The following is a 20,467-nucleotide window of genomic DNA, read 5'->3' as shown; positions in this document are numbered from 1 at the left end:
TAATTATAACGTGTAACGAATTACGGTATTTACATTATTAAGTTGCTTTATGCAAATTTTACAATCTTGCTGTTTCTTTCGGAAGTCTCAGCTTCCTGAATACCATCATTATATTTATCTAGAACAGCTGCTGTCTGCATAACATCATTAAGAAGCTCTCTTGTATCATTAGAAAGAATCTTATTATCGTTAGAAAGCTCTGCCGATTGTGCTGCAGCTGCTGTAACTTCCTCTGTAGTTGCAGAAAGCTGTGAAATATTGTCAACAATTGTGTTGTTTGACTGTGCGAGGTTTTCAATCATTCCCTCTAAATCACTGATGTTTGCTGTAAGGTTGTTAACATTATCATTCATCTTTATAAAGCCTTCAGCAGTTTTTTCGATTAATTCACCCTGCTGACTTGAAGCGATACGTGCTTCAGAAACGGCAGCTTCAGCATCCTGAGCGTTGTTTCCAAGCTCTATAATCATATTTGTAATATCTTCTGTTGCAGTTTTTGTCTTCTCTGCAAGCTCTCTGATTTCATTTGCTACAACTGAGAAGCCACGACCATAGTCACCTGCGCGGGCAGCCTCAATAGAAGCGTTAAGGGCAAGAAGGTTAGTTTGAGCGCTAATCTCTAAAATAACTTCTGTAATCTGCTTCATTTCTTCGCCCTTAGCAACAAGGGTGTTCATAGCATCACCAACGTGGTTGTTAATCTCTGAAATCTTTTCAGCCTTTGCTTTCAGCTCAACCATCTTTTCGTGATTCTCTTCATTGATATTGCTAGCCTCAGTAGCAGATGCCACCATCTCCTCAGAACGGGCTACGGTCTCTTCAATAAGATCCTGAATCTGCTGTGTCATAACAGTCTGTTCCTGAATGTGTTCTGCATTTGCTAAAGTACTGCTGGAAATGTCATCCATAGCACCGCTGACAGACTGTGTAGTCTCGTCTAGCTGGTTCATATTATCCATTGCATGACCAACGCCCTCACGAACCTTGGTAGCTACATTCATTACCTCTGAAAGGAGCTGAGCCTGGTTTTCTGCACGATGTTCGATAAGACCAACAGTATCGTGCTGGAAGAGCTCTAGAATCTTCTCAAGGTAGATACAAAGTGCTACAACGGCGAAGGTACATCCGATTGCTGCAGCGTTGTCAATTGCTTCCTCTGAAGTATATGGAAGGGCGCTAACAAATCTTGCTGCAAATGAACCAAGCTGTACAATAGCAACCGTTAAACCGGAGATTCTTGAAAACTTCTTATCATAATAAAGAACAAATGGAACAACTGGTCCGACCATGGCAAATCTTAAATAGTAGCTAGTGAAACCATAGCAGCCAAGTGCGCCAATAATAGCAAGCTCTATAAGAGATATCCATCTGAGTTTTTCTGAATTAGGCTTTTTGGCATAAATAGAGGTTAATGAGATAACAGTAAATATTTCTAAGCCTATTGTTGTTGCAAGATAAGCCAGAGATCTGAAGCCTCTTAAGTATGCAATTACAACAACTACTGTAAGTAATGTAAAATAGATTCCATATGTAAAAATTAACACACGGTTAATTCTTTTTACCTGCTCATTTCTGTCGGAGTATAAAAACTTTTCTTCCATTGTCTTTCCTTTCGAATATTAATCAACACATTATGTAAAACATACCGCAACGATTGTTGCTGAGGCATAGTATCATGTTATGAAAAATCTGTGAACGATAAAAGTATACAAAAATATAACGATGTTTCTGTGGCATAATTGGTAAAGTAAATAAATAATCTGGAAAACGCGGGGATTATACAATAATATGTAGTAGAAAGGGGTTTATTGAAGGAGGTTTTATGCTGTTATACCATGCGGGCTTTGATGTAATTAAAGAACCAGATATTCATTATGGTAGGAAGAATGCGGATTTTGGTCAGGGCTTCTACACTACCCCTGATAAGGAATTTGCCTATAGGTGGGCAAAGGAGAGCGTTGGGAAGAAGACTATAGTAAATTACTATGAGCTTGATACTGATGGATTAGTGGTGAAGTATTTTTCCAGAAGCGAAGAGTGGTTTGAATATATCTATGCCAACAGACATCTGAAGCCAGATGAGCTGGAAGCTGATGTTATAGTGGGGCCTATAGCAAATGACATTATATATGATACTTTGGGAATCACTACCAGCGGATTTTTAGATAAGAAAGAATCCATGGAGCTTCTTATGATAGGGCCTGAGTATATGCAGGTGGTGATTAAATCGGAAAGAGCAAAGGCACAGCTAAAATGGCTGTCAAGCGATGAAATAACAAGCCAGCAGCTTGCTGAATATCAGAAATTGATGGCAAAAGAGAATGAGGAGTTTCAGCGGATGTTCGCCAAGAAGTTTAAGGAGATGGAATAATAAGGAAGCAGCCCGTCTCGATTGTAAAAACAGAACATTTGTGCTAGATTTATCTATGCGGTTCATCCGCACTGAAAGTACCCATGACAGGGTGGTAGTCTCCCGAGCCTATATGGTATCTGAGCAATTGGATGCTAACGGAAGGGAGGTGGCGCCAGTGAGCGATTACGAAATCATAATGATAATGCTAGGTATCCTAGTATTGCCTTTCACGGCTTGTAGTTTTCTCCTCGCGTTGCTAAACTTTCTCGACAAGAGAAATAGTAAGCGCAAATAAAAATGCCTCTCCTGTCTGCCAACGGGAGAGGCTGTTGTTCTCATTGAGAACATAACTAGTTATTTTCTCAGGAGCATCCACTTTGGAATGGGTGCTTTCTTTATATATAATATAACATCAAATCCTCTTTTATTCAATGCTACATTATCCTAAAACAAACTCATCCATGTGATATTGCTCCCTTTTTCTTAATTTTAGAAGGCCTTCTACTTATAATACGATTAAAAGTGGGTAAAGTGGACACTAACATTTAAATTTTTTAATGGTAAAATAAATTATAGCTATTTATACTTATACGTTGCTATGGAATTGGGAGGTCCAGTTGCAAGTTAGCTTTGTTAACTTTGTTTAAGAATGATAGTATTTAAGTATAATAAATACTTGAGGGGAAATTATGTATGAAAAATCCAAAATCTTTATTTTTAATAGCTGTGTTGTTTTTTTGCTTATCAGCCTGTGGAAAATCCGTTACCGACAATTTACAAAACTACACTGCAAGTGAGAATGAAGGCATTCAGACCTTACAGATAGATGATAAAGTTTTTGTTCCATTTACATCAGTTACACCAGCCGATTGTGGTGTGCAAATTGGATTTGTTGGTGATGATTCAAAGGGTAAAATCTATGAGTACAAAGATTTTAGTTCTGATGAATGGATTATAGAATACTATGAATCCGGCGAAATGGATGTTCCAATGCTTTATCGAGAACAAAATGTTGATGACATTCCAGATGGCATCTCTTCAGATTATGAATGGAATAATACTACTTCAAATGATAGCTGTAATTCAGAGTATCCTATGTTGGTCAAGATTAATGATGTGGTTTACAAGAATACGGGTTATATTTGTTCCGCTATTAGCTGTGGGAATATGGATGGCACCATATATAAAACTCTTGATTCCAAAGATACACCTACTGAAAATAACCAATCTAATTTTGGTACCGGATATAATTATCAATATAGTACTGAAGGCCAAATAGTCGTTGATATTGATGGAGAGAAATATATTTTCAGAGATTCCAAATTAACAGATTCATCCATTCCTATAGAAGTAGCTAATTTTATTGCTACAATCAAAGAAGTTAGAAATGATGGACAGTTACTTGTAACCTTTGTAGATATGGATGATATGTTTGTATCTCTTGCAGATGGAGACTATGTAGTTGATGGTTCAACATTAGAGACTGATTTTTCTGAAGGGGATTCGGTAAGAATTTGGTTTGATGGCAGTGTTGAAGAAGTCCTGCCTGCGATTCTTCCTAACGTTTATAAAATTGAATTAGATAATTAATTATGGTTACGATAACAGACGAGCCTCCTTTATGGAGGCTCATTCTTATTTGATTATAATTTTTTTAAGTTTTGTAATATCCTTTGCTACTTTACGGCTATATAAGTGTAAGGCGCTTACAAATAAATCTAAAAGGGGGCATATATGAAAGACGAGGAAATAATTGAGCTGTATTTCAAACGAAATGAAAGAGCTATAGAAGAAACTGATTCTAAATATGGAAATTATTTGGAGTCAATTGCTGAAAATATCCTTAATGATGAATTAGATGCTGAGGAATGTTTAAATGATACTTATTTGAAGACTTGGGATAGAATCCCACCTACGCGACCAAGAGTCTTAAAAGCCTTTTTAGCCAAAATTACTAGAGAACTTGCTTTTGACAAATATAGAGCAATTCGAAGTAAAAAACGTGGAAATGGCACAATGCATGAGATACTGGATGAACTAGAGGAATGTATTCCTGCATCAAATGGTGTCGAACAGTCCATTTTAGGCAAAGAGCTTGAGAACATAGTAGCAGATTTTGTTAGGGCGCTTCCAGAGAGGGAGGCATATATCTTTCTCAGCAGATATTTCTATGTAGAAGATATTACAGACATTTCAAAGAAATATGGTATATCAAAGAACAATGTTTCAGTAACACTTAGTAGGTTGAGAACGAAGCTTCAAACACGTTTGGTAAAGGAGGGCTATTTGGTATCATGAAAAAAGAAAACTTATTTTTAGCATTTAATGGTGTAGATGATGTTTTAATTACACAGTGTGCAAGATATCATGCCGGCAATAAGGTTGTAAAATTCAATAAACGATTTTCAATGGCTGCCTGCATATGCTTAATTCTTTTGACAACAATCACTGCAACAGCTGCAATTCATCACTTCTGGGGAAAAGGTTTGAGTAGTTATTTTAATGCTACTGATGATGAGCAACAGTCACTTACAAATCAGGGACAGGCTATTATTTTTTCAGAGAGCGATGATTATTCAAAATATGCTATTACTGATAATGGAATTACTCTTACACCAGTAGCAATTGTGGCTGATGATAATAAGATTAATCTTGCAGTAAAATACTCAGGCATTGAGCTTAATAATGATGCAGAGCCTAATATAAACATTGATGAAGTATATATACAAGGCTATGAAGGTAATACCTTAGGCTATAGCATGGGAATCAAGGATGATGAATTGATGTTCATTATTGATGGAACAGATTCAATTGATTCCGGAATTACCTTAACTGGTAAAACTTTGCATTTAGAATTAAGTGACTTTTCGGTTGTGAATTTTGATTCATCTGAGAAAAGTTTAGGTGGTAAGTGGACATTTGATTTACCTATTCCTGAAGTAAGCAATGCTAAGGTCATTGATTTAAATCAATCACTTTCTGATTTTAATTGCGAGGCTGCATCAATTAAAATCAGTCCTATCTCTGCTGAGATAAGATATAACATATCTGAGGATGTTTTAGAAAGATGGCTCGACGAAAGAGAATCCCCAGTACCATATATTGCAAGTCTCACTCTTGATGATGGAAAGATTATTAATTGCGAAGATTTAGATAGCTTAAACAATATTGATGGATTAAATAATAATGCTATTTTCTCTGTGGAATTTAACAACATCATTGATCCCAATACAGTCAAATCAGTTGAAATAAGGGATATTAATGGAAATATGGCAACTTTGACACTGAAATAACACCTCTAATATCTATTCATTGTGCTTCCTGCAACAATCAGTTGTGGGAAGCATTTTTTTATTTTATAAAGTTATATTTCTATAAAACATTCCGATATTAAGAATGAAGACTAGGCATATGGAGGTGCAAAAGGGAGTACTTGGTGGATGTGATAATAATTCAGATGGCGTTAGCTTCAGTGTAAATGGAATCAGTCAGAATACCTTAAATCTGTCTTCAGCTGAGTCAGTTTCTAGGACTCAAGTTTGGCAGAAAATAACGGCTACAGAAGGAACCCATCTAGAATATGAAAATACAACCTTTGCAAGCCAAGGCACCGTTCAGACTGCTGACGGACGAAGCTTGAGGTACAGTGCAATGAAAACAACGAATGTACCCCAGTTGTACCCCTTTTGGTTGTCCTTTCAAAAATTGGTTGTATTATATAAGGAAAGAATATAAAATATTATTGTCATTAGGATTTAAACAGTAAAAATCCATTCAGTTGACTATTTAGAAATAGTTGATATAATAAACATAGGCAAAGAAATGAGATTATTAGCTCATAACAAGCTAACAAAAAAGCTAGGAGTGGCAGCTCCTAGCTTTTTCTATGCCGTTTTGGTCAAGGTGGCTTAGTCCTTAGGCTCATTGCCATCGTCATTTCTGTCAAGCCATTTGCAAATATAGTAGGCAGCTATACTTGCCATAACAGAAATTAGAAATGAGATTATTATCTCCAAGCTAACACCCCCTTCCTGTGCCTGTCTAGGGGTGGCAACGTTCATCATTATATCATAAAATTCTTCAATTACTATCTCAGTTTTTTATCGAAATTTAGAATAAAAAATATGAAATTTCATAATTTACACCCCAAACAAACCTGATAAATAAAACGATTTTTGACATTTTCTACTCTTATTTACTCTTATCTATATGTATAATGAGCCTTAATTCAAATATACTCATTCCAAAGGGAATACCTGTCGCAGATAGAGCAAGACTACTCGGGCATAGTGTAGAAACAAATCTACGTCACTATTCATATGCACGTATAGGTGTGGATGAAGAAATCAGAAATTTATTGAACGCGTAGGTTGCCCATAGGTTGTCCGAAATTTTAATGATTTTATACGAAGATAAAAAAGAAAAAGTCCTATGAAGCTTGATTTCATAGGAATTAAAAAACAAAAAAAGCGCGAGACGGGACTCGAATATTGGGCGTGTTCGAAAAAACTAGTAAAAAGGAGGTTTGCAGGACTGTCATTTTTATTTGTACCCGATTTGTACCCCTTTTATTATTTAATCTATGGCGTAAAGTGTAATCATAATGGATAATACCATAAGCTCAATTATAGACATTTGCGGCACAATTGTGGTATATAATAATCAAGAGAATAAACGTGCCTGTAAAATCTGCACATACTAAGGGGAAACAAAATAATGTTAAGAAAAATCAAACGGGGGACCATAGGCTTATTGGTGGTTATGATGTGCCTGAATACAATAGCCTGTGGCGCTGACAAAGATTCTACTGTTACATCATCAGAAGAAACTAATAGTCCAACAAATGCTGAATTCTTTGAGCATTTTGATGGAAAACTCTCGTCTGTCGAGTATTTTGAATTTAATGAAAGAAAAACTGTTTTCACCAATGAACAGGCGCTTTCTATAATTCAAGATACATTAAATTCTTGTACTTATGAAGAAATAGATTCAAACGATTATAAAAAAGGTTTCTATTCTATTAACTTAGTTTTTGAAGATAGAACAGAACCTTTAGGAATAGCTATATCTACAATCGCAGTTGGCGGTAAGCAATATAAGACTATCGATGGTGATTTATCTGCGATTATATCTATTATAAATAGCGGTTCTATGAATTACATATCATCTTACTTCATCGATTCCCACGAGCATGAATCAATGAAAGATGGGTATACCGTAAAATGTGATTTAAACACTGATGGAAAAAACGAAAAGATAGTCGTGGAACAGTTAGAATGTAATGGCGGGGATGGTGGATATTTCCCACATGTATATTCTTCAGATGGGGAAGAGCTGATATATCAAGAAGATAAATACGCCACTCCTTTTGATATAGATTGGAATGAGGGTGCTGCAACTATAAGCTATAATGACGAAGTATTAGTCGATTTTACCAAGGAAAATGTAAAGGAAATATATTATAAATTAGGGTCTAGTGAATACTATGATATATCAAATATAGAAGGAACCGTAATGAGTGCCTATGATTCGAAATCTGACTGTGCAAGTGGCTTTGTAGTGACAGACAACGGAGAATTACTTGTAAAATACTATATTTCAGGTGCATATGGTCATTCTGATACCTTTGGATATGGTGTGCTTCACTTAACATTAGATAAAGAAAATAAATGGACTATAAAGCCAGAGTTTGTACTTGATTCTGATCCACATAAAGAGGTGGCATTAGACGATTCTTTAGAGGAATCAACTGATGAGTATATAGTAAGTTCTACTTCACCAGTGGAGACATTACCATATGACCCAGAAGCTGAGTGGAATTATGTACCACTTGACTAAATGGTTCCTTTTAGTTTCATAATATTTTAAAAATACTAGGTGATGCTGATGGCTCACGTTGATATCAGTAATTACGAGGAGGATAATCAATGAAACAAAAATTGTTGTTAGTATGTATGATACTTACACTTGGATTAGTGGGATGCGGCACTGATACAAAAGAGAGTCAGATTCCTGACAATCCAACTGAAGATGTAGTTGTAGATGAAAAAATACAACAGATATTGAAGATGATACTTCTGAAACATCACAGACCAGTGATTCAGAACAATCAGAAGATGCGAAATTCTTAGATGGTCCAGATGGAACGTATTCTGCTACATTTACTGAAGAGATTGAAGGCGAAGAGGTTTCTTACGAGGTTTCTTATACATTCAATTCTGATGGAACTGGCGTTTATGATGGACAAGATACAATCAATTTCACTTGGGATGCTGAAAACAAATTTATTATGATAAATGATGGTAAACATCCCTTTGAATTAAATGATGATTGCCTTACTGTGGAGGAATTTCATGGCATAGAAGAATACTATAAACAATAGCTAGAATTATTGAAAATAATAATCATTTCTGTTTCGAAACTGTAACATATATACCTTAAATAGAAAGGGCTTGTTCTCAATGAGCAAGCCCTTTCTATTGTCAATTTCTAGCCGAGAATTAATCCGCACTCTAAACGTAATTCTCGAGAGTATCATTTACAGGATTCAGCATTTCTAATAAGTCTTCGCACATTCTAGCATGCATCTGAGCATCGGGATGATTTATGTTTTTCATCCAAGATAAAACTCGCTGAATCATTTCACTTGTATTGATTTTTTCATCAAGGAATCTACTTTCTCCATTTTGATAATCATGGTAGTAATAATCACCATCACTAAATTTCATTCGTTGATATGCGTCATAATTGTTTAATGCATTTGGGATTTTATTTCCTATTAATCCCTGATAAGTCAAATATGCAAACATTTCCATGTCTGAAGCTGATTCGACATCAATATCATTAACATGAACGTCAATTATTTTCTTCTCTCCATCACTACCTTTGTATTCTATCTGAATAATAGGGTCTTCTGAAGTAGATTCAGATGGCAAGAATGCAAAAACGCCAGCCTTGACGTGTTCTGCTACAGGAAATGTTGTAAAACCTACAACCTTTCTGTCAGCGTTTTCTTCTTCATTATATTTGCTTGTGATTGCTGCAATATCCTCTGCTTGTTCCTTTTTTTCAATTATTTCTGACGAAGTTAGCTCCTTCATCTTAAGTATGCAGTTTTCCGTCATTTTTAGATAGATATCTATAAGGTCAGCTTTCTGTTTTTCGAAAAGTTGACCTACCGATTTTTGATAATCTTCATTGGCCCACATTCTTTTAACTTCTTCCTCTGTTGAAAAAGAAGAATTTGCACAAAGGCGTCCTGTTTGAATACCTTCTCCAAAGTCATCTATAGTAAAACAAAAATTACTATTTCCGTGACTAGTAACATCAGTAGCATGAGAACCGTAATTCTGTTCAAATGACTGAATCCACCCATGTACGTTTTCTGCATATTGTTGGTCTTGCATCATTTTTTTGATAACGCTCACATCGATCTGTATACTACATTGACCCATTTCTCCAAAATTCTCACCTACTTGGTTCATGCTATTGTTATACCCTAGAAAACATCCACTAACATTTGCTCCAGTAGCGTAGTCTTCCAAACGAAACGAAATATGTGGATACTTACTACATAAATCCTTGTAATACGCTAATGGATCACTAGTAATAGATTCTTCAGAAGATATACTTATCTGCGAATCTACTTTACTTGTTTTACTATAAGTCTGTTTATAAGCAGCGCTTATACTTGAAATATAGCTTGATACTGAACTTTCTATTTCCATAAAACTCCTTTCTGCAGCTCATCTGTCAGTCAAAGCTGCGCCGCTCTCCAGAAAGGTCCGAGCGGTGATGCTAGAGACTAAAAAAGCGCCTATTCCAACTTCATTCCGTTGAAATAAGCGCATCCTTAGCCTTATAAAAATTCTTACACTTAGATATCGAGATTATTTGATTAATAATTAATGGATATATTTAACAAATATGAGGTGCAACTTTTGGAAATTTAAACTTACGAAAAGAATAAATATCTTGCTATTTCTTTTTCTTTTTTGCATTCTTTCGGTTTTTAACAGCTGCCTGATAATTTCTAGATTTTAGCATAATACTTCTCAATGCTTCTTTTTGTTCTTGAGACAATGCGGATTGCGGAATATTATGAACCTTGCATGTTAGTGCAATAAAGCTCTTCGATAAATCTTCATCATAACAATTAACCGCATCCAATCTTTGAAGGAAGAAATCTTTGAAAGAAGTGTCTGAGGCAGTTTCTGCATCTTTTTTATGTACTTCTCGCAAATCATCTAAAATTGGTTTTAATGTTGATTGAATTCTATTTGAGAAATATGTATCTTCTTCATATTTGCTTACTTCAAAAACTCTATTAATAACATCGTCTTTCTCTTTAGGCATATCATGTAAAATATCTTCTCTATAGCCATTCATACACATAGATACAGATTGAAAGAATAATCCAGCTACGCCATCAACATAAATTTCTATATCAGCAAGCAGATTCTTAAACTCAGGGTGCTTTATAAGTTCGCATAAAAGTCTATTATTAAATTTTTGAGATTTAATAATATCTAAAGTCTCTTGATCTAGACCTAGTGCTGATATTTCTATATTCGAATCTTCTCTTATTGGGGATTTATCAAAAAGATAATCCAATGACACCCCATAGAATTCTGCCAATTTAACTAGGTTAAAATGTGGAATACCCATAGTTTCATCACTCTCATATGTTGATAATGCAGATTTTGAAATTCCAATTGCATCAGCAACATCTTCTTGATTTAAGTTTCTTTCCACTCTTAAATCTTTAAGTCTTTCTTGCAATGTCACCTTTGTTTTCATATAGCAAATCCCCCCTTCGTATATATAAAAAAGTATAGCAGTTTTGAATTTCTTTAGAAAGAATGCGGTCTGTCCGGAATCATGGAATATTTTCGATTTTAAAATTAATCCTACATTCTGGATATACGGGAAAGCCCTTTTTTAAGTGTCATACTCACATCATAAAAACTGAATGAGCATTCCAAATGAATACTATTTCAGAGAAGCTAAGCGATGATGTGAAAACGGAGCGAGCCAAGGATAGAAAAACGGCACAGTCCAAAAAAGTCCACGAGGCTAAAGAACCCAGAGGTTACCTGCCAGGAAAACATTTGGAGAGATGACACGAACAACGAATGTACCCCAATTGTACCCCTTTAATAAATGAGCGGCATGAGGGTGTTGAAAGGCAGCAAGTTTTATAGCTGCCTTTCTTTTATTGAAAAACAGAATTGATTTTTCAATAAATCCAGAACAAAGAAATGATGATTATTCATTTCAATAATAATCATTATCTCTTTGCTCTGGTGCAGTGTGCAGAGGCTGCAAGCCTTTGCATTTATGAAAATGAGTGCACGCATTTTCATAAACGTAGGTCAAGGGAGCAGCGCTCCTTTGTAGGGTTGAGGGAGAATCCCCACCCAGTAGTATGTTGTGTGCGACATACTATACTGGGTATTACTTGTCACAATCGCCACTTACGGCTTTGAGGACGGTTACTCCCTCGCTTGAAAAAATCTTAACAAGGAGGAGAAAAAACATTTTATGAGAGCTTCACGTCACAATGGTCGATTTGGAAAAAATGGAGTCTACAATCCAAAGCATAATGATAGAGAATTTGATTTAGATAAAGCAGATAACATTGATCCAACAATGACTCCTTACAACGTTTATTGGAATTGCGTGGATAGAGTTGCAACTCAACATAAGGACAGAGGTGATAACTGGCATTCATTCACTGAGGTAGAAGAAAACTTCTACGACTTGGTTTACAAAGATTATTTAGAAGGACAAAATGCTCGTCACTTAGAAAGTAGACATAAAGAAAGATGCAGAACAATGGATGATATCAGAAATAATAAACTGACTTGTCCAGAAGAAACAGTTTATCAAATTGGAAATATTGATGGCACTGTTGAATTTGGAGAACTGCTGAAAATTACAGCTGAGTTTTTCTCAACAATTCAAGAACGATATGGTGAGCATGTTCACATTTTGAACTGGGCGCTGCATCTTGATGAAGGAACTCCACACATTCATGAGCGTCATGTTTTTGATGTAATCAATCAATATGGAGAACGTCAACCTAAGCAAGAACAAGCATTAAAAGAAATGGGATTTGAACTTCCTGATCCATCAAAAAAGTCTGGAAAGTTTAATAATCGAAAGATGTCATATGATGCTGAGTGCAGAAAACTCTTTATAGAGATTTGTCACAAACATGGAATTGAAATTGAAGTTGAACCTATCTATGGTGGTGTGCAATATCTGGAGAAAAAGGAATATATTATCAAAAAGCTAAATGCCAATTATGAAGAGCTGCAGTCGAAATTTCAGAAGCTAAATCTTCTATATGAAAATGCGAAAGCAGAAAACGAAAGGCTTCTAGCGATGAATGAAAAGCTAGAACTTAAGATTGAAGATGTTGAAGGACTTCTTCACGAAGTTACATGTTCTGTATACGATAAAGCTTGCGATGTGCTTGTAGAAGAAATTGCTGATAAAGCCAGAAATGAAGATATGGCTATGATTAGTAAGTACAAAAACTGGATTGAATCGAATCAATGTAAAGAACCAAAGCTCGTTAAGAAAACATTGGTTAAACATTTTGATTCTTTAGGTGATTATATCCAGCAAATTGGTTCTAAGGTAATTACAAGAATTAAAGATGCTTTAATGAATCCTGAAAAGAAATCAAAACTTATTAATCAAATCAAAGAAAAGGCTCGTCCTAGTACAATGGAAATTCTCAAAAAGAATCATCTTCTGGTTGAACAAAGAAATCTCACCAAAACAAAGAAGCATAAAGAATGCGAGGTGGAACGATGACAAATATATTTAAAGGTGTAAAGGAAGCTGTGTCTACAAGAGATGCAGCTTCTTTTTATGGGATAAAAGTTTCTAGGAATGGAATGTGCCAATGTCCATTTCATAATGATAGGCATCCAAGCATGAAAGTAGATAATCGATTTCACTGTTTTGGATGTGGAGCTGATGGTGATGTTATCAATTTTGTTCAACAGATGTTTGGACTATCACCACTTGATGCCACCAAAAAGCTTATAGCAGACTTTAATCTTCCTATTGATATAAAAGCCCCCTATAAGCCCGATGATAAAGCTAAAAAACCAAATACAGAGCAAGAGGAACTAAGAGCATTTCAGCTTTATAAGCGAGATGCTCTTAATTATTTGCATGAGTATTACTACATTCTTCACTGTGCAAAACGAGACTATGCTCCTCATACACCAGAAGAATTAGAAAACTGTAATCCTCTATTTGAAGAGGCTTTGCACAATCTAGACATGATTGATGTGATGATTGAGGAATTGGAAAATACGACATTAAATGAACAACTAGATTTTATGAATACTTACAAGGAGGTGATTGCTCGTGTTAAAAACAGAGTCAATGAACTCAATAACACCAGAGACTAAAGCTCTATTAAAAGAATTAAAAGATGCGGGAGAATTGGATAATTATCTTGATGATGAGACACCGCTTTTAGAACGTTTAAGCCGTGATTCAAAAGGTAATGTGGTTCAAAGCAATGAAAACTGCCAATTGGTTTTACGAGAAGATGAGCTTCTAAAAGGTGCTATTCGATTTAACGAGTTTACAAGTGGCAGAGACATTGTAAAGAAAATGCCTTGGAAACGTTTTTCAAAAGCTTTTTCAGATAATGACCTTGATAACATTATCACCCACCTTGAAATAAACTACGGCCTGAAAAATGACAAGTATATTGAAAGGGCTGTTAAAGTCGTAGCTGCTGAAAATTCATATCATCCAATAAGGGATTGGTTGAACTCTCTCAAGTGGGATGGGCAGGAAAGACTTTCCAAGGTACTAACAAAATATCTTGGTGTTGAACCAACTCCACTTGCTATAGAATCACTAAAGTTGTTTATGCTTGGTGCTATTTCAAGAGTCTTTAATCCAGGCTGTAAATTTGAATACATGCTTTGTCTTGTTGGTGGACAAGGCGCAGGCAAATCTACTTTCCTTAGATTTCTTGCTATGGATGATTCTTGGTTTACAGATGATTTGAAAAAACTAAGTGATAAAGATATCTATGAACATCTAAATGGTCACTGGATAATAGAAATACCTGAAATGGTTGCACTACTTAAAACAAAGTTTGTAGAGGAAACAAAGTCCTTTATAAGTAGGCAGTATGACAACTATCGTATTCCCTATGATAAATATTCAGGTGATCACAAAAGGCAATGTGTTTTTGCTGGCACCTCAAATAGGATTGAATTTCTTCCGGATGATAAATCTGGAAATAGACGATTTCTTCCCATCAAGGTGAACGCAGAAAAAGCTGAAGTTCATATATTAGATAATGAAAAAGAATCTAGAGCATATTTCAACCAACTTTGGGCAGAGACAATGGAAATATATCGTAAAGGCGGATTTTCACTTACCTTGTCAAAGGAGATGCAAGAAATCCTCTATGCTGAGCAAGAACAATACTTGCCAGATGATCCAATGGAAAGTGCCATTGTGAACTACATTGAAGATAAATGGCCTGAGTATATATGCGCTGAGATGTTATTTGTTGAAGCATTAGGATATCGAATTGAGGACTATAAAAAGTGGAATGGCACTGTGATAGGTGAAATCATAACTAATTCATTTAAGGATGAATATAGAAGAATTGGTTCCCATAGATTTAAAGGTTATGGAAAGCAACGTGCTTGGGTAAGAATTAAGGAACCAGAGTTTTCACCTGTCGAAGATACTGATGATTTGCCTTTTATTTAATAGAATACAAATCAAGGTGGAACAAATAAACAGCAAAAATTCTCAAAGATTAAAAATAATAATTTAATAAAATAACTTTTCGTTTTTGATTGTTTCTTTGTTCCACATGAGCAGTTTCCTTTGATGAGGCTGCTTTTTTAGTTGCAAAAAATAAAGAAGAAAGGAGGTTGCAAGAAGAATCTTATGTTTGATGCCGAAATTCAATCATTGCGTACTGTGATAAACAGCTATACAATGAATGGCGACAGTCCTGCATTTATTGACGATATGAAATGCAAGCTAGAACGCAAATACGAAGATGCACTAAAAGATGTGCACCACAACAAGATTTGCCAATTGTCTGATGGACGTTGGAAAACTAAGAATCCACAGATTGCCAAGAAGACTCGCTTTGAGCTTTTAGAAGCTCTTTATGAGTATTATTTCGGCACTAAGATTCGAACCATTGCAGAGGTCTTTGAACAATGGATTGAAGCATACAAGATTGATACTGTACTTGGTCATAGGTCTATTCTCACTTATGAACGCTATAAGAGTGACTGGATTAGATTTTATGAAGGAACAGCCCTTGCTTCAATGAACATTGGTGATGTGAAGGTTTCTACTATCAAGAACCATTACAAGACTATCTGTGCAAACGGAGCAATCTCAAGAAAAACACTCAACAATGCCAAAACCATTTTGAATCATGTTTTCGACTATGCGGTGGATAATGATTATATCTCCACTAATGCAGCTCGTTCTGTAAATACCAGAGATATACACTGCAAGGATGTGAACAATGAACTAAAGGTTTACTCCAATGAGGAACGTGAGAAAATTATTGCACAAGCTGAGCTTGAGGATGATGTGTTTGCAAGAGCTATTATCCTGATGTTTTGCTCATGTACTCGTATTGGTGAGATTAGAGCATTGAAATGGGAAGATGTGGATTTCGAAAAAAGAACTATGTATATCCATAGGGAAATAGTGAGACGAAAAGATGAAGAAGGTCATGAAATCTTCGTGTGTGTAGACCACACAAAATCGGGTCTCAAAGAAGGTAATCGAATGCAGCCACTATCTGATAAGGCTATATCGATACTTAAGGCTCAGAGACGAGCTAATCCTTTTGGAGAGTATGTATTTCTTTACAAGGCAGCACCACTTGTATCAAACACTATCAATCATCATTTGATGAGGATATGTGAACGAGCCGATGTGCCTTACATGTCTAGCCACAAGATAAGATTCTGGTCGGTAACTAACATGTATGCTAATGGAATGCAACAAGCTGACATTCAGCGTATGGCGGGACATGCTGATCCAGCAACTACAGACCACTATAAGAGAGTATCACGCCTTGGTGATATCGATACTAATAGTTGGAATGAGATGTTTGGGTAAGCAAAAATGAGAAAAAAAATAAGGGCTATAAGCCCAGAACAACGAATGTACCCTTATTGTACCCCTGTTTTTGCAAAATAAAAAACTCACAAATGCGATAAAATCAACATTTGTGAGCCTTTTCAGTCGAGCGCGAGACGGGACTCGAACCCGCGACCCCCACCTTGGCAAGGTGGTGCTCCACCAACTGAGCCACTCGCGCATAACCTGTCGTTCCTGACGACAATGGTTATTCTATAGGAAGATTAAGCATAAGTCAAGAAGAAATTTATATTTTTTTTGATATATGTTAATATTTGTTAGGATAATGATAATACCGCTTGTTTTTTGGTCGAATTTAGGTTGCATTATCATAATTAAATATAGAAAAAGGAATTACTAAATGAAGAAAAAAAGCTTAATTATATTAGTAATAATTCTGCTCATCACCATCATTGGTGCAGGAGTTGGATTGATTGTCTTCTATAATATGAAGTCGGATCTTGTTTACTCCGAAGTTTATGTGGAGGCTGGCACGTCAGAATGTGATGTAACTGAGTTCCTGAAGCGTAGTGAACCAAGTGCTCACTTTACGGATGATTCCCAATTTGATCCTAGAGTTCCTGGTGATTATGAATTAAAAATCGCATGGAAGATGCCAGTCTTTGGAAATGTGACAAACACAACTACTCTTCATGTACAGGATACAGTTGCTCCTGAGGTTACTCTTTCTGAAGATACTGTTGAAATGTATGTAAATGCACAGGCGCCTTCTGCTGCTGATTTGGTGGAAAGTGTTAACGATGTAACTAATTGCACCATTGATTTTGCAGAGAAATATGATTTCACTAAAGATGGTGAATTCGACATTGCTATTGTTGTAACTGATGAAGCAGGCAATCAGACCGTTTGTACTGTTCCTTGTAAAGTTATTGCAGACACTACTCCGCCTGTAATAAACGGAGTTGAGCCCTTACAAATTGCCCAAGGAGATGCTATTTCTTTCAAGAAGAATATAGAGGTTATTGATGATATTGATGACAATCCTACACTTGAGGTTGATAGCAGTGAAGTAAATGCTGATAAACGTGGAGTTTACAATATTACATATATAGCAAGAGATGCTGCTGGAAATGAGACTAAGAAATCAACAACAGTAAAAATAGTTTCAGCGAAGATTTCTGAGGCCACTGAGGAAAATGTTAATGCTTTAGCAGATGCTGTCCTAGAAGACATTATTAAGGACGGGATGGACCAGAAGGCTCAGGCTAAAGCGGTATTCAACTGGGTAGTTAATAATATTACTTATTCAGAGTCCGCAGGAATTGATGATTTATATTCTGCAGCATATAAAGGAATGTATTACCATGTTGGTGATTGCACCGTAAAACAAAAGACCGCTGAGGTATTACTGAATCGTCTTGGAATCAAAAATATGGAAATCGAAAAGATTCGTGATACAAGAGGGCATTACTGGTTGCTAATTGATATCGGTGAGGGCTGGTATCACTATGATCCTAATTTACAGCTGGATGGTACTTTGATATTCTATTGGCATGATGCAGATTTGTGGGCATATTCAAATGCGCACAAAAACACACATAATTATGATCCAAGTAAGTACCCTATTATACAATAAAACTCGGAGGAAAATTGACAATGAAAAAGAAGCTTTTAACACTTGGAATGATTGGAGTAATGGCACTTTCGTTTGTTGCTTGTGGTGGTTCATCTGACACAAAGGTTATTGAAGGAAGCAACAGCACAACAGCTTCTGCAGAAGCTACAGGCTCTGCAGGATATGTGTTTTCTTACAATGGAATTGATATGCCAGTAGACGCTGATGTTGCACCTATTCTAGAAAAGCTTGGAGAGCCTAAGGAAGAATTTACATCACCTAGTTGTGCTGGACAGGGAGATGGTCATCTTTACACATATGATGATTTCCAGATTCAGACATATCCAGATGGTGATACCGATTTAATTCTTTATGTATCACTCAGAACAGACAATGTTGCCACAAAAGAGGGCATCGATTTGGCAAGCTCAAAGGATGATATCCTTGCTGCTTATGGTGAGCCTTCAGAAGAATCAGCTACCTCATTAAAATTCGAAAAAGATGGTGTAAAGCTCGTCTTCATTTTTGATGGTGACAGCCTTATTTCTATCGAATATGACAGTCCTAAAAACTAATAGAATATTCTGAAAAACAAAGGGATTTTTTAAAGCTTTGCAACTTTAGAAAATCCCTTGACTTATACCGTTTTATCCTATAGAATAACCATTGTCGTCAGGAACGACAGGTTATGCGCGAGTGGCTCAGTTGGTGGAGCACCACCTTGCCAAGGTGGGGGTCGCGGGTTCGAGTCCCGTCTCGCGCTCGACTAGTAGAGAGTCTAGAATGCTTGATAATTCAAGCTTTCTGGACTTTCTTTTTTTGCGAAAGGAACGATTTTTGGGTGACCCCCAGGTGTTCCCTGAGGTGTTGTACCCATCGCATCCAGTTTTGCTTTCACATCTTCTAGATAATCCTTCTGTGCATAGCTGTAGTACTTCAAGTTAGTCTCAATTGAATGTCCTAACATAGCAGCTCTATCAGCTACAGATATTCCCATTGGAATTAACACATTTGAATTAAGGGACATGCGAAAAGCGTGGTTATTAGTTACGGTAAGTCCTTTTGAACGGCATAGTCTACGAAGAAATGATGTGTAGGCTTCTTCAATAATCCATCTTCCATCTTCATTGCAGAAGATAAATTCTGATTCAATCCCTAGTTTCTTTTGCATTTCCTTGATTTCACCAAGTAATGATGCAATAGCATTAGTAAGTGGAAACTGTCTTCCGTCCTCAGATATGCCTTTCTCGTTTTTGGTGTAAGGAGCATAATATACTTCCTTTTTACCATCTACGTTTTGAAATAATTGCTGAGCATGAATGTGGATATAGTTTTCGTGGATATCCTCCCACTTTAGCGCACACAATTCACCAACTCTAACACCAGTTTCAATAGCAAATAACATAGCATAGCCATTGATGTAATAATCACCATAACGCTTAGTACTTGAGCCAATACGATTTCTTACTTCATCCTTTAGCATCTGGATTTCCTCAGGAGAGAAAATCTTTTCTTCAGATTTAGCTTTAGAAGTATCGCATGACTTCATATAAGGTCTGTTTTTAATGTAGCTGACAGGATTTTCTACAATTATCTTATGAATAAATGCATATTCAAAGATTAAATTGAGAATGCCCTTGAAACTAAGAAAAGTTTTCTGCTTGGGATGTGTTTCAGTAACCCATTCCTGGATGTATTTCTTCAAATCAATCTCAGTAATAGCTCTTATATCTTTTTTGGCAAAGACTTCACTGATAAATCTGTTGAAATCCCCTTTATTCTTTTCTATAGTTCTAGGCTTCGGATTCTCAGTAGCTGCCTTTTCTTTGAGAGCAGCTTCAAATACTGATTTAACTGAAAAGTCCAACAAGCCTTCGGCATAGTAGTTGTAAAGCTTGTCGATAAGCTTATCGTAGCTTACAGCTTTAATCCTCTTACCATCAGCCATAATGGTGATATAGTAATCCTTCGGATCACCTGCGGTTGGTGTGTGATGCTTGATGTTACGTGGCTGTCCATCATTTGTTACATGATTTGAAAAGACCAGCTGATCACGTAACCTCTGTTGTTTAATGTTCAATAGTTCTAATTCATCTCTAGCACCGCTTGCATCAATGATACCTAGATTAATCTCTGAATTCAAGCTCTCTACATCAGCTTGAAGTTTGTACATTAGTTTAATAATCTCAATATTTTTTCCTTTTTGCTTCATGTATCCTCCTCCAAATAAAAAAAGGAGCAGCAAGCCGACAAAGGCTTAACTACTCCGAGCAACACATAAACAGCGATTTTCCAAAAAAAAGAATCATTGTTTATGAAAATCAAAATGTTTAGTTTTGTCTGTTTATCCGTTTATCTGTTGC

General features: G+C 36.1%; 16 protein-coding genes and 2 tRNA genes. 13 read left to right on the top strand and 5 right to left on the bottom strand.

The features are described 5' to 3' along the window. Positions 1 to 47: 47 nt before the first annotated feature. Positions 48 to 1,601 (bottom strand): methyl-accepting chemotaxis protein, encoded by a 1,554-nt coding sequence (locus BLP54_RS12485; protein ID WP_090170171.1) that lies wholly within the window; start codon positions 1,599 to 1,601, stop codon positions 48 to 50. Between the two features lie 221 nt (positions 1,602 to 1,822). Here BLP54_RS12485 and BLP54_RS12480 point away from each other — a divergent pair, with 221 nt between their 5' ends. From BLP54_RS12480 to BLP54_RS12450, 6 genes are all read left to right on the top strand, one after another. Then, on the top strand, positions 1,823 to 2,371 hold the full coding sequence (locus tag BLP54_RS12480; protein ID WP_090170169.1) for a DUF3990 domain-containing protein: 549 nt from the start codon (positions 1,823 to 1,825) through the stop codon (positions 2,369 to 2,371). 675 nt (positions 2,372 to 3,046) lie between these two features. Further along, the gene (locus BLP54_RS12475; protein ID WP_090170167.1) at positions 3,047 to 3,943 is read left to right on the top strand and encodes a hypothetical protein; all 897 of its coding nucleotides are present in this window, start codon (positions 3,047 to 3,049) and stop codon (positions 3,941 to 3,943) included. 144 nt (positions 3,944 to 4,087) lie between these two features. After that, complete coding sequence (locus tag BLP54_RS12470) at positions 4,088 to 4,651, top strand: RNA polymerase sigma factor (RefSeq protein WP_090170165.1); 564 nt, start codon at positions 4,088 to 4,090, stop codon at positions 4,649 to 4,651. Next, positions 4,648 to 5,646 carry a DUF4179 domain-containing protein gene (locus BLP54_RS12465; protein ID WP_090170163.1) on the top strand — a complete coding sequence of 333 codons (999 nt, stop codon included), beginning with the start codon at positions 4,648 to 4,650 and terminating at the stop codon, positions 5,644 to 5,646. Before BLP54_RS12470 ends, BLP54_RS12465 begins: the two co-directional genes overlap by 4 nt. Before the next feature lie 1,468 nt (positions 5,647 to 7,114). Beyond that, entirely contained in the window at positions 7,115 to 8,191 is a 1,077-nt protein-coding gene (locus tag BLP54_RS12455) for a hypothetical protein (RefSeq protein WP_143002025.1), read from the top strand. 89 nt (positions 8,192 to 8,280) lie between these two features. Next, positions 8,281 to 8,484 carry a hypothetical protein gene (locus BLP54_RS12450; protein ID WP_090170158.1) on the top strand — a complete coding sequence of 68 codons (204 nt, stop codon included), beginning with the start codon at positions 8,281 to 8,283 and terminating at the stop codon, positions 8,482 to 8,484. 381 nt (positions 8,485 to 8,865) lie between these two features. Here the strand turns inward: BLP54_RS12450 and BLP54_RS12445 are convergent, their stop codons facing one another. Both BLP54_RS12445 and BLP54_RS12440 read right to left on the bottom strand, forming a co-directional pair. Further along, on the bottom strand, positions 8,866 to 10,080 hold the full coding sequence (locus tag BLP54_RS12445) for a DUF6033 family protein (RefSeq protein ID WP_090170156.1): 1,215 nt from the start codon (positions 10,078 to 10,080) through the stop codon (positions 8,866 to 8,868). A 250-nt stretch (positions 10,081 to 10,330) separates the two neighbouring features. After that, entirely contained in the window at positions 10,331 to 11,152 is an 822-nt protein-coding gene (locus tag BLP54_RS12440) for a helix-turn-helix domain-containing protein (RefSeq protein WP_090170154.1), read from the bottom strand. 744 nt (positions 11,153 to 11,896) lie between these two features. On the opposite strand from BLP54_RS12440, the gene BLP54_RS12435 reads away from it, so the two are divergent. From BLP54_RS12435 to BLP54_RS12420, 4 genes are all read left to right on the top strand, one after another. Next, positions 11,897 to 13,180, top strand: coding sequence for a plasmid recombination protein (locus tag BLP54_RS12435; RefSeq protein WP_090170152.1), 1,284 nt, complete (start codon positions 11,897 to 11,899; stop codon positions 13,178 to 13,180). Further along, the gene (locus BLP54_RS12430; RefSeq protein WP_176754554.1) at positions 13,177 to 13,788 is read left to right on the top strand and encodes a CHC2 zinc finger domain-containing protein; all 612 of its coding nucleotides are present in this window, start codon (positions 13,177 to 13,179) and stop codon (positions 13,786 to 13,788) included. Before BLP54_RS12435 ends, BLP54_RS12430 begins: the two co-directional genes overlap by 4 nt. Further along, positions 13,745 to 15,121 (top strand): virulence-associated E family protein, encoded by a 1,377-nt coding sequence (locus tag BLP54_RS12425; RefSeq protein ID WP_242870702.1) that lies wholly within the window; start codon positions 13,745 to 13,747, stop codon positions 15,119 to 15,121. The genes BLP54_RS12430 and BLP54_RS12425 overlap by 44 nt, the downstream gene beginning before the upstream one ends. Positions 15,122 to 15,304: 183 nt before the next feature. Further along, positions 15,305 to 16,507, top strand: a complete 1,203-nt coding sequence (locus BLP54_RS12420) for a tyrosine-type recombinase/integrase (RefSeq protein WP_090170146.1) — start codon at positions 15,305 to 15,307, stop codon at positions 16,505 to 16,507. Positions 16,508 to 16,636: 129 nt separating this feature from the next. On the opposite strand, the gene BLP54_RS12415 is transcribed toward BLP54_RS12420, so the two are convergent. After that, positions 16,637 to 16,709: transfer RNA gene (locus BLP54_RS12415), tRNA-Gly, on the bottom strand. Between the two features lie 180 nt (positions 16,710 to 16,889). Between BLP54_RS12415 and BLP54_RS12410 the strand changes: the two genes are divergently transcribed. The 3 genes from BLP54_RS12410 to BLP54_RS12400 all read left to right on the top strand — a co-directional run bounded on the left by BLP54_RS12410 (position 16,890) and on the right by BLP54_RS12400 (position 18,867). Then, entirely contained in the window at positions 16,890 to 18,125 is a 1,236-nt protein-coding gene (locus BLP54_RS12410) for a transglutaminase domain-containing protein (protein WP_090170144.1), read from the top strand. Positions 18,126 to 18,145: 20 nt separating this feature from the next. Beyond that, positions 18,146 to 18,679 (top strand): hypothetical protein, encoded by a 534-nt coding sequence (locus tag BLP54_RS12405; protein WP_090170142.1) that lies wholly within the window; start codon positions 18,146 to 18,148, stop codon positions 18,677 to 18,679. Between the two features lie 115 nt (positions 18,680 to 18,794). Then, positions 18,795 to 18,867 (top strand) — tRNA-Gly (locus BLP54_RS12400). Positions 18,868 to 18,882: 15 nt separating this feature from the next. On the opposite strand, the gene BLP54_RS12395 is transcribed toward BLP54_RS12400, so the two are convergent. Then, entirely contained in the window at positions 18,883 to 20,316 is a 1,434-nt protein-coding gene (locus tag BLP54_RS12395; RefSeq protein WP_090170141.1) for a tyrosine-type recombinase/integrase, read from the bottom strand. Positions 20,317 to 20,467: the final 151 nt, after the last annotated feature.

Source organism: Pseudobutyrivibrio sp. 49 (assembly GCF_900100545.1).
GTDB lineage: Bacteria > Bacillota > Clostridia > Lachnospirales > Lachnospiraceae > Pseudobutyrivibrio.
The sequence above is the reverse complement of the archived record's forward strand: the minus strand, read 5'-3'. Positions and strand labels throughout refer to the sequence as shown.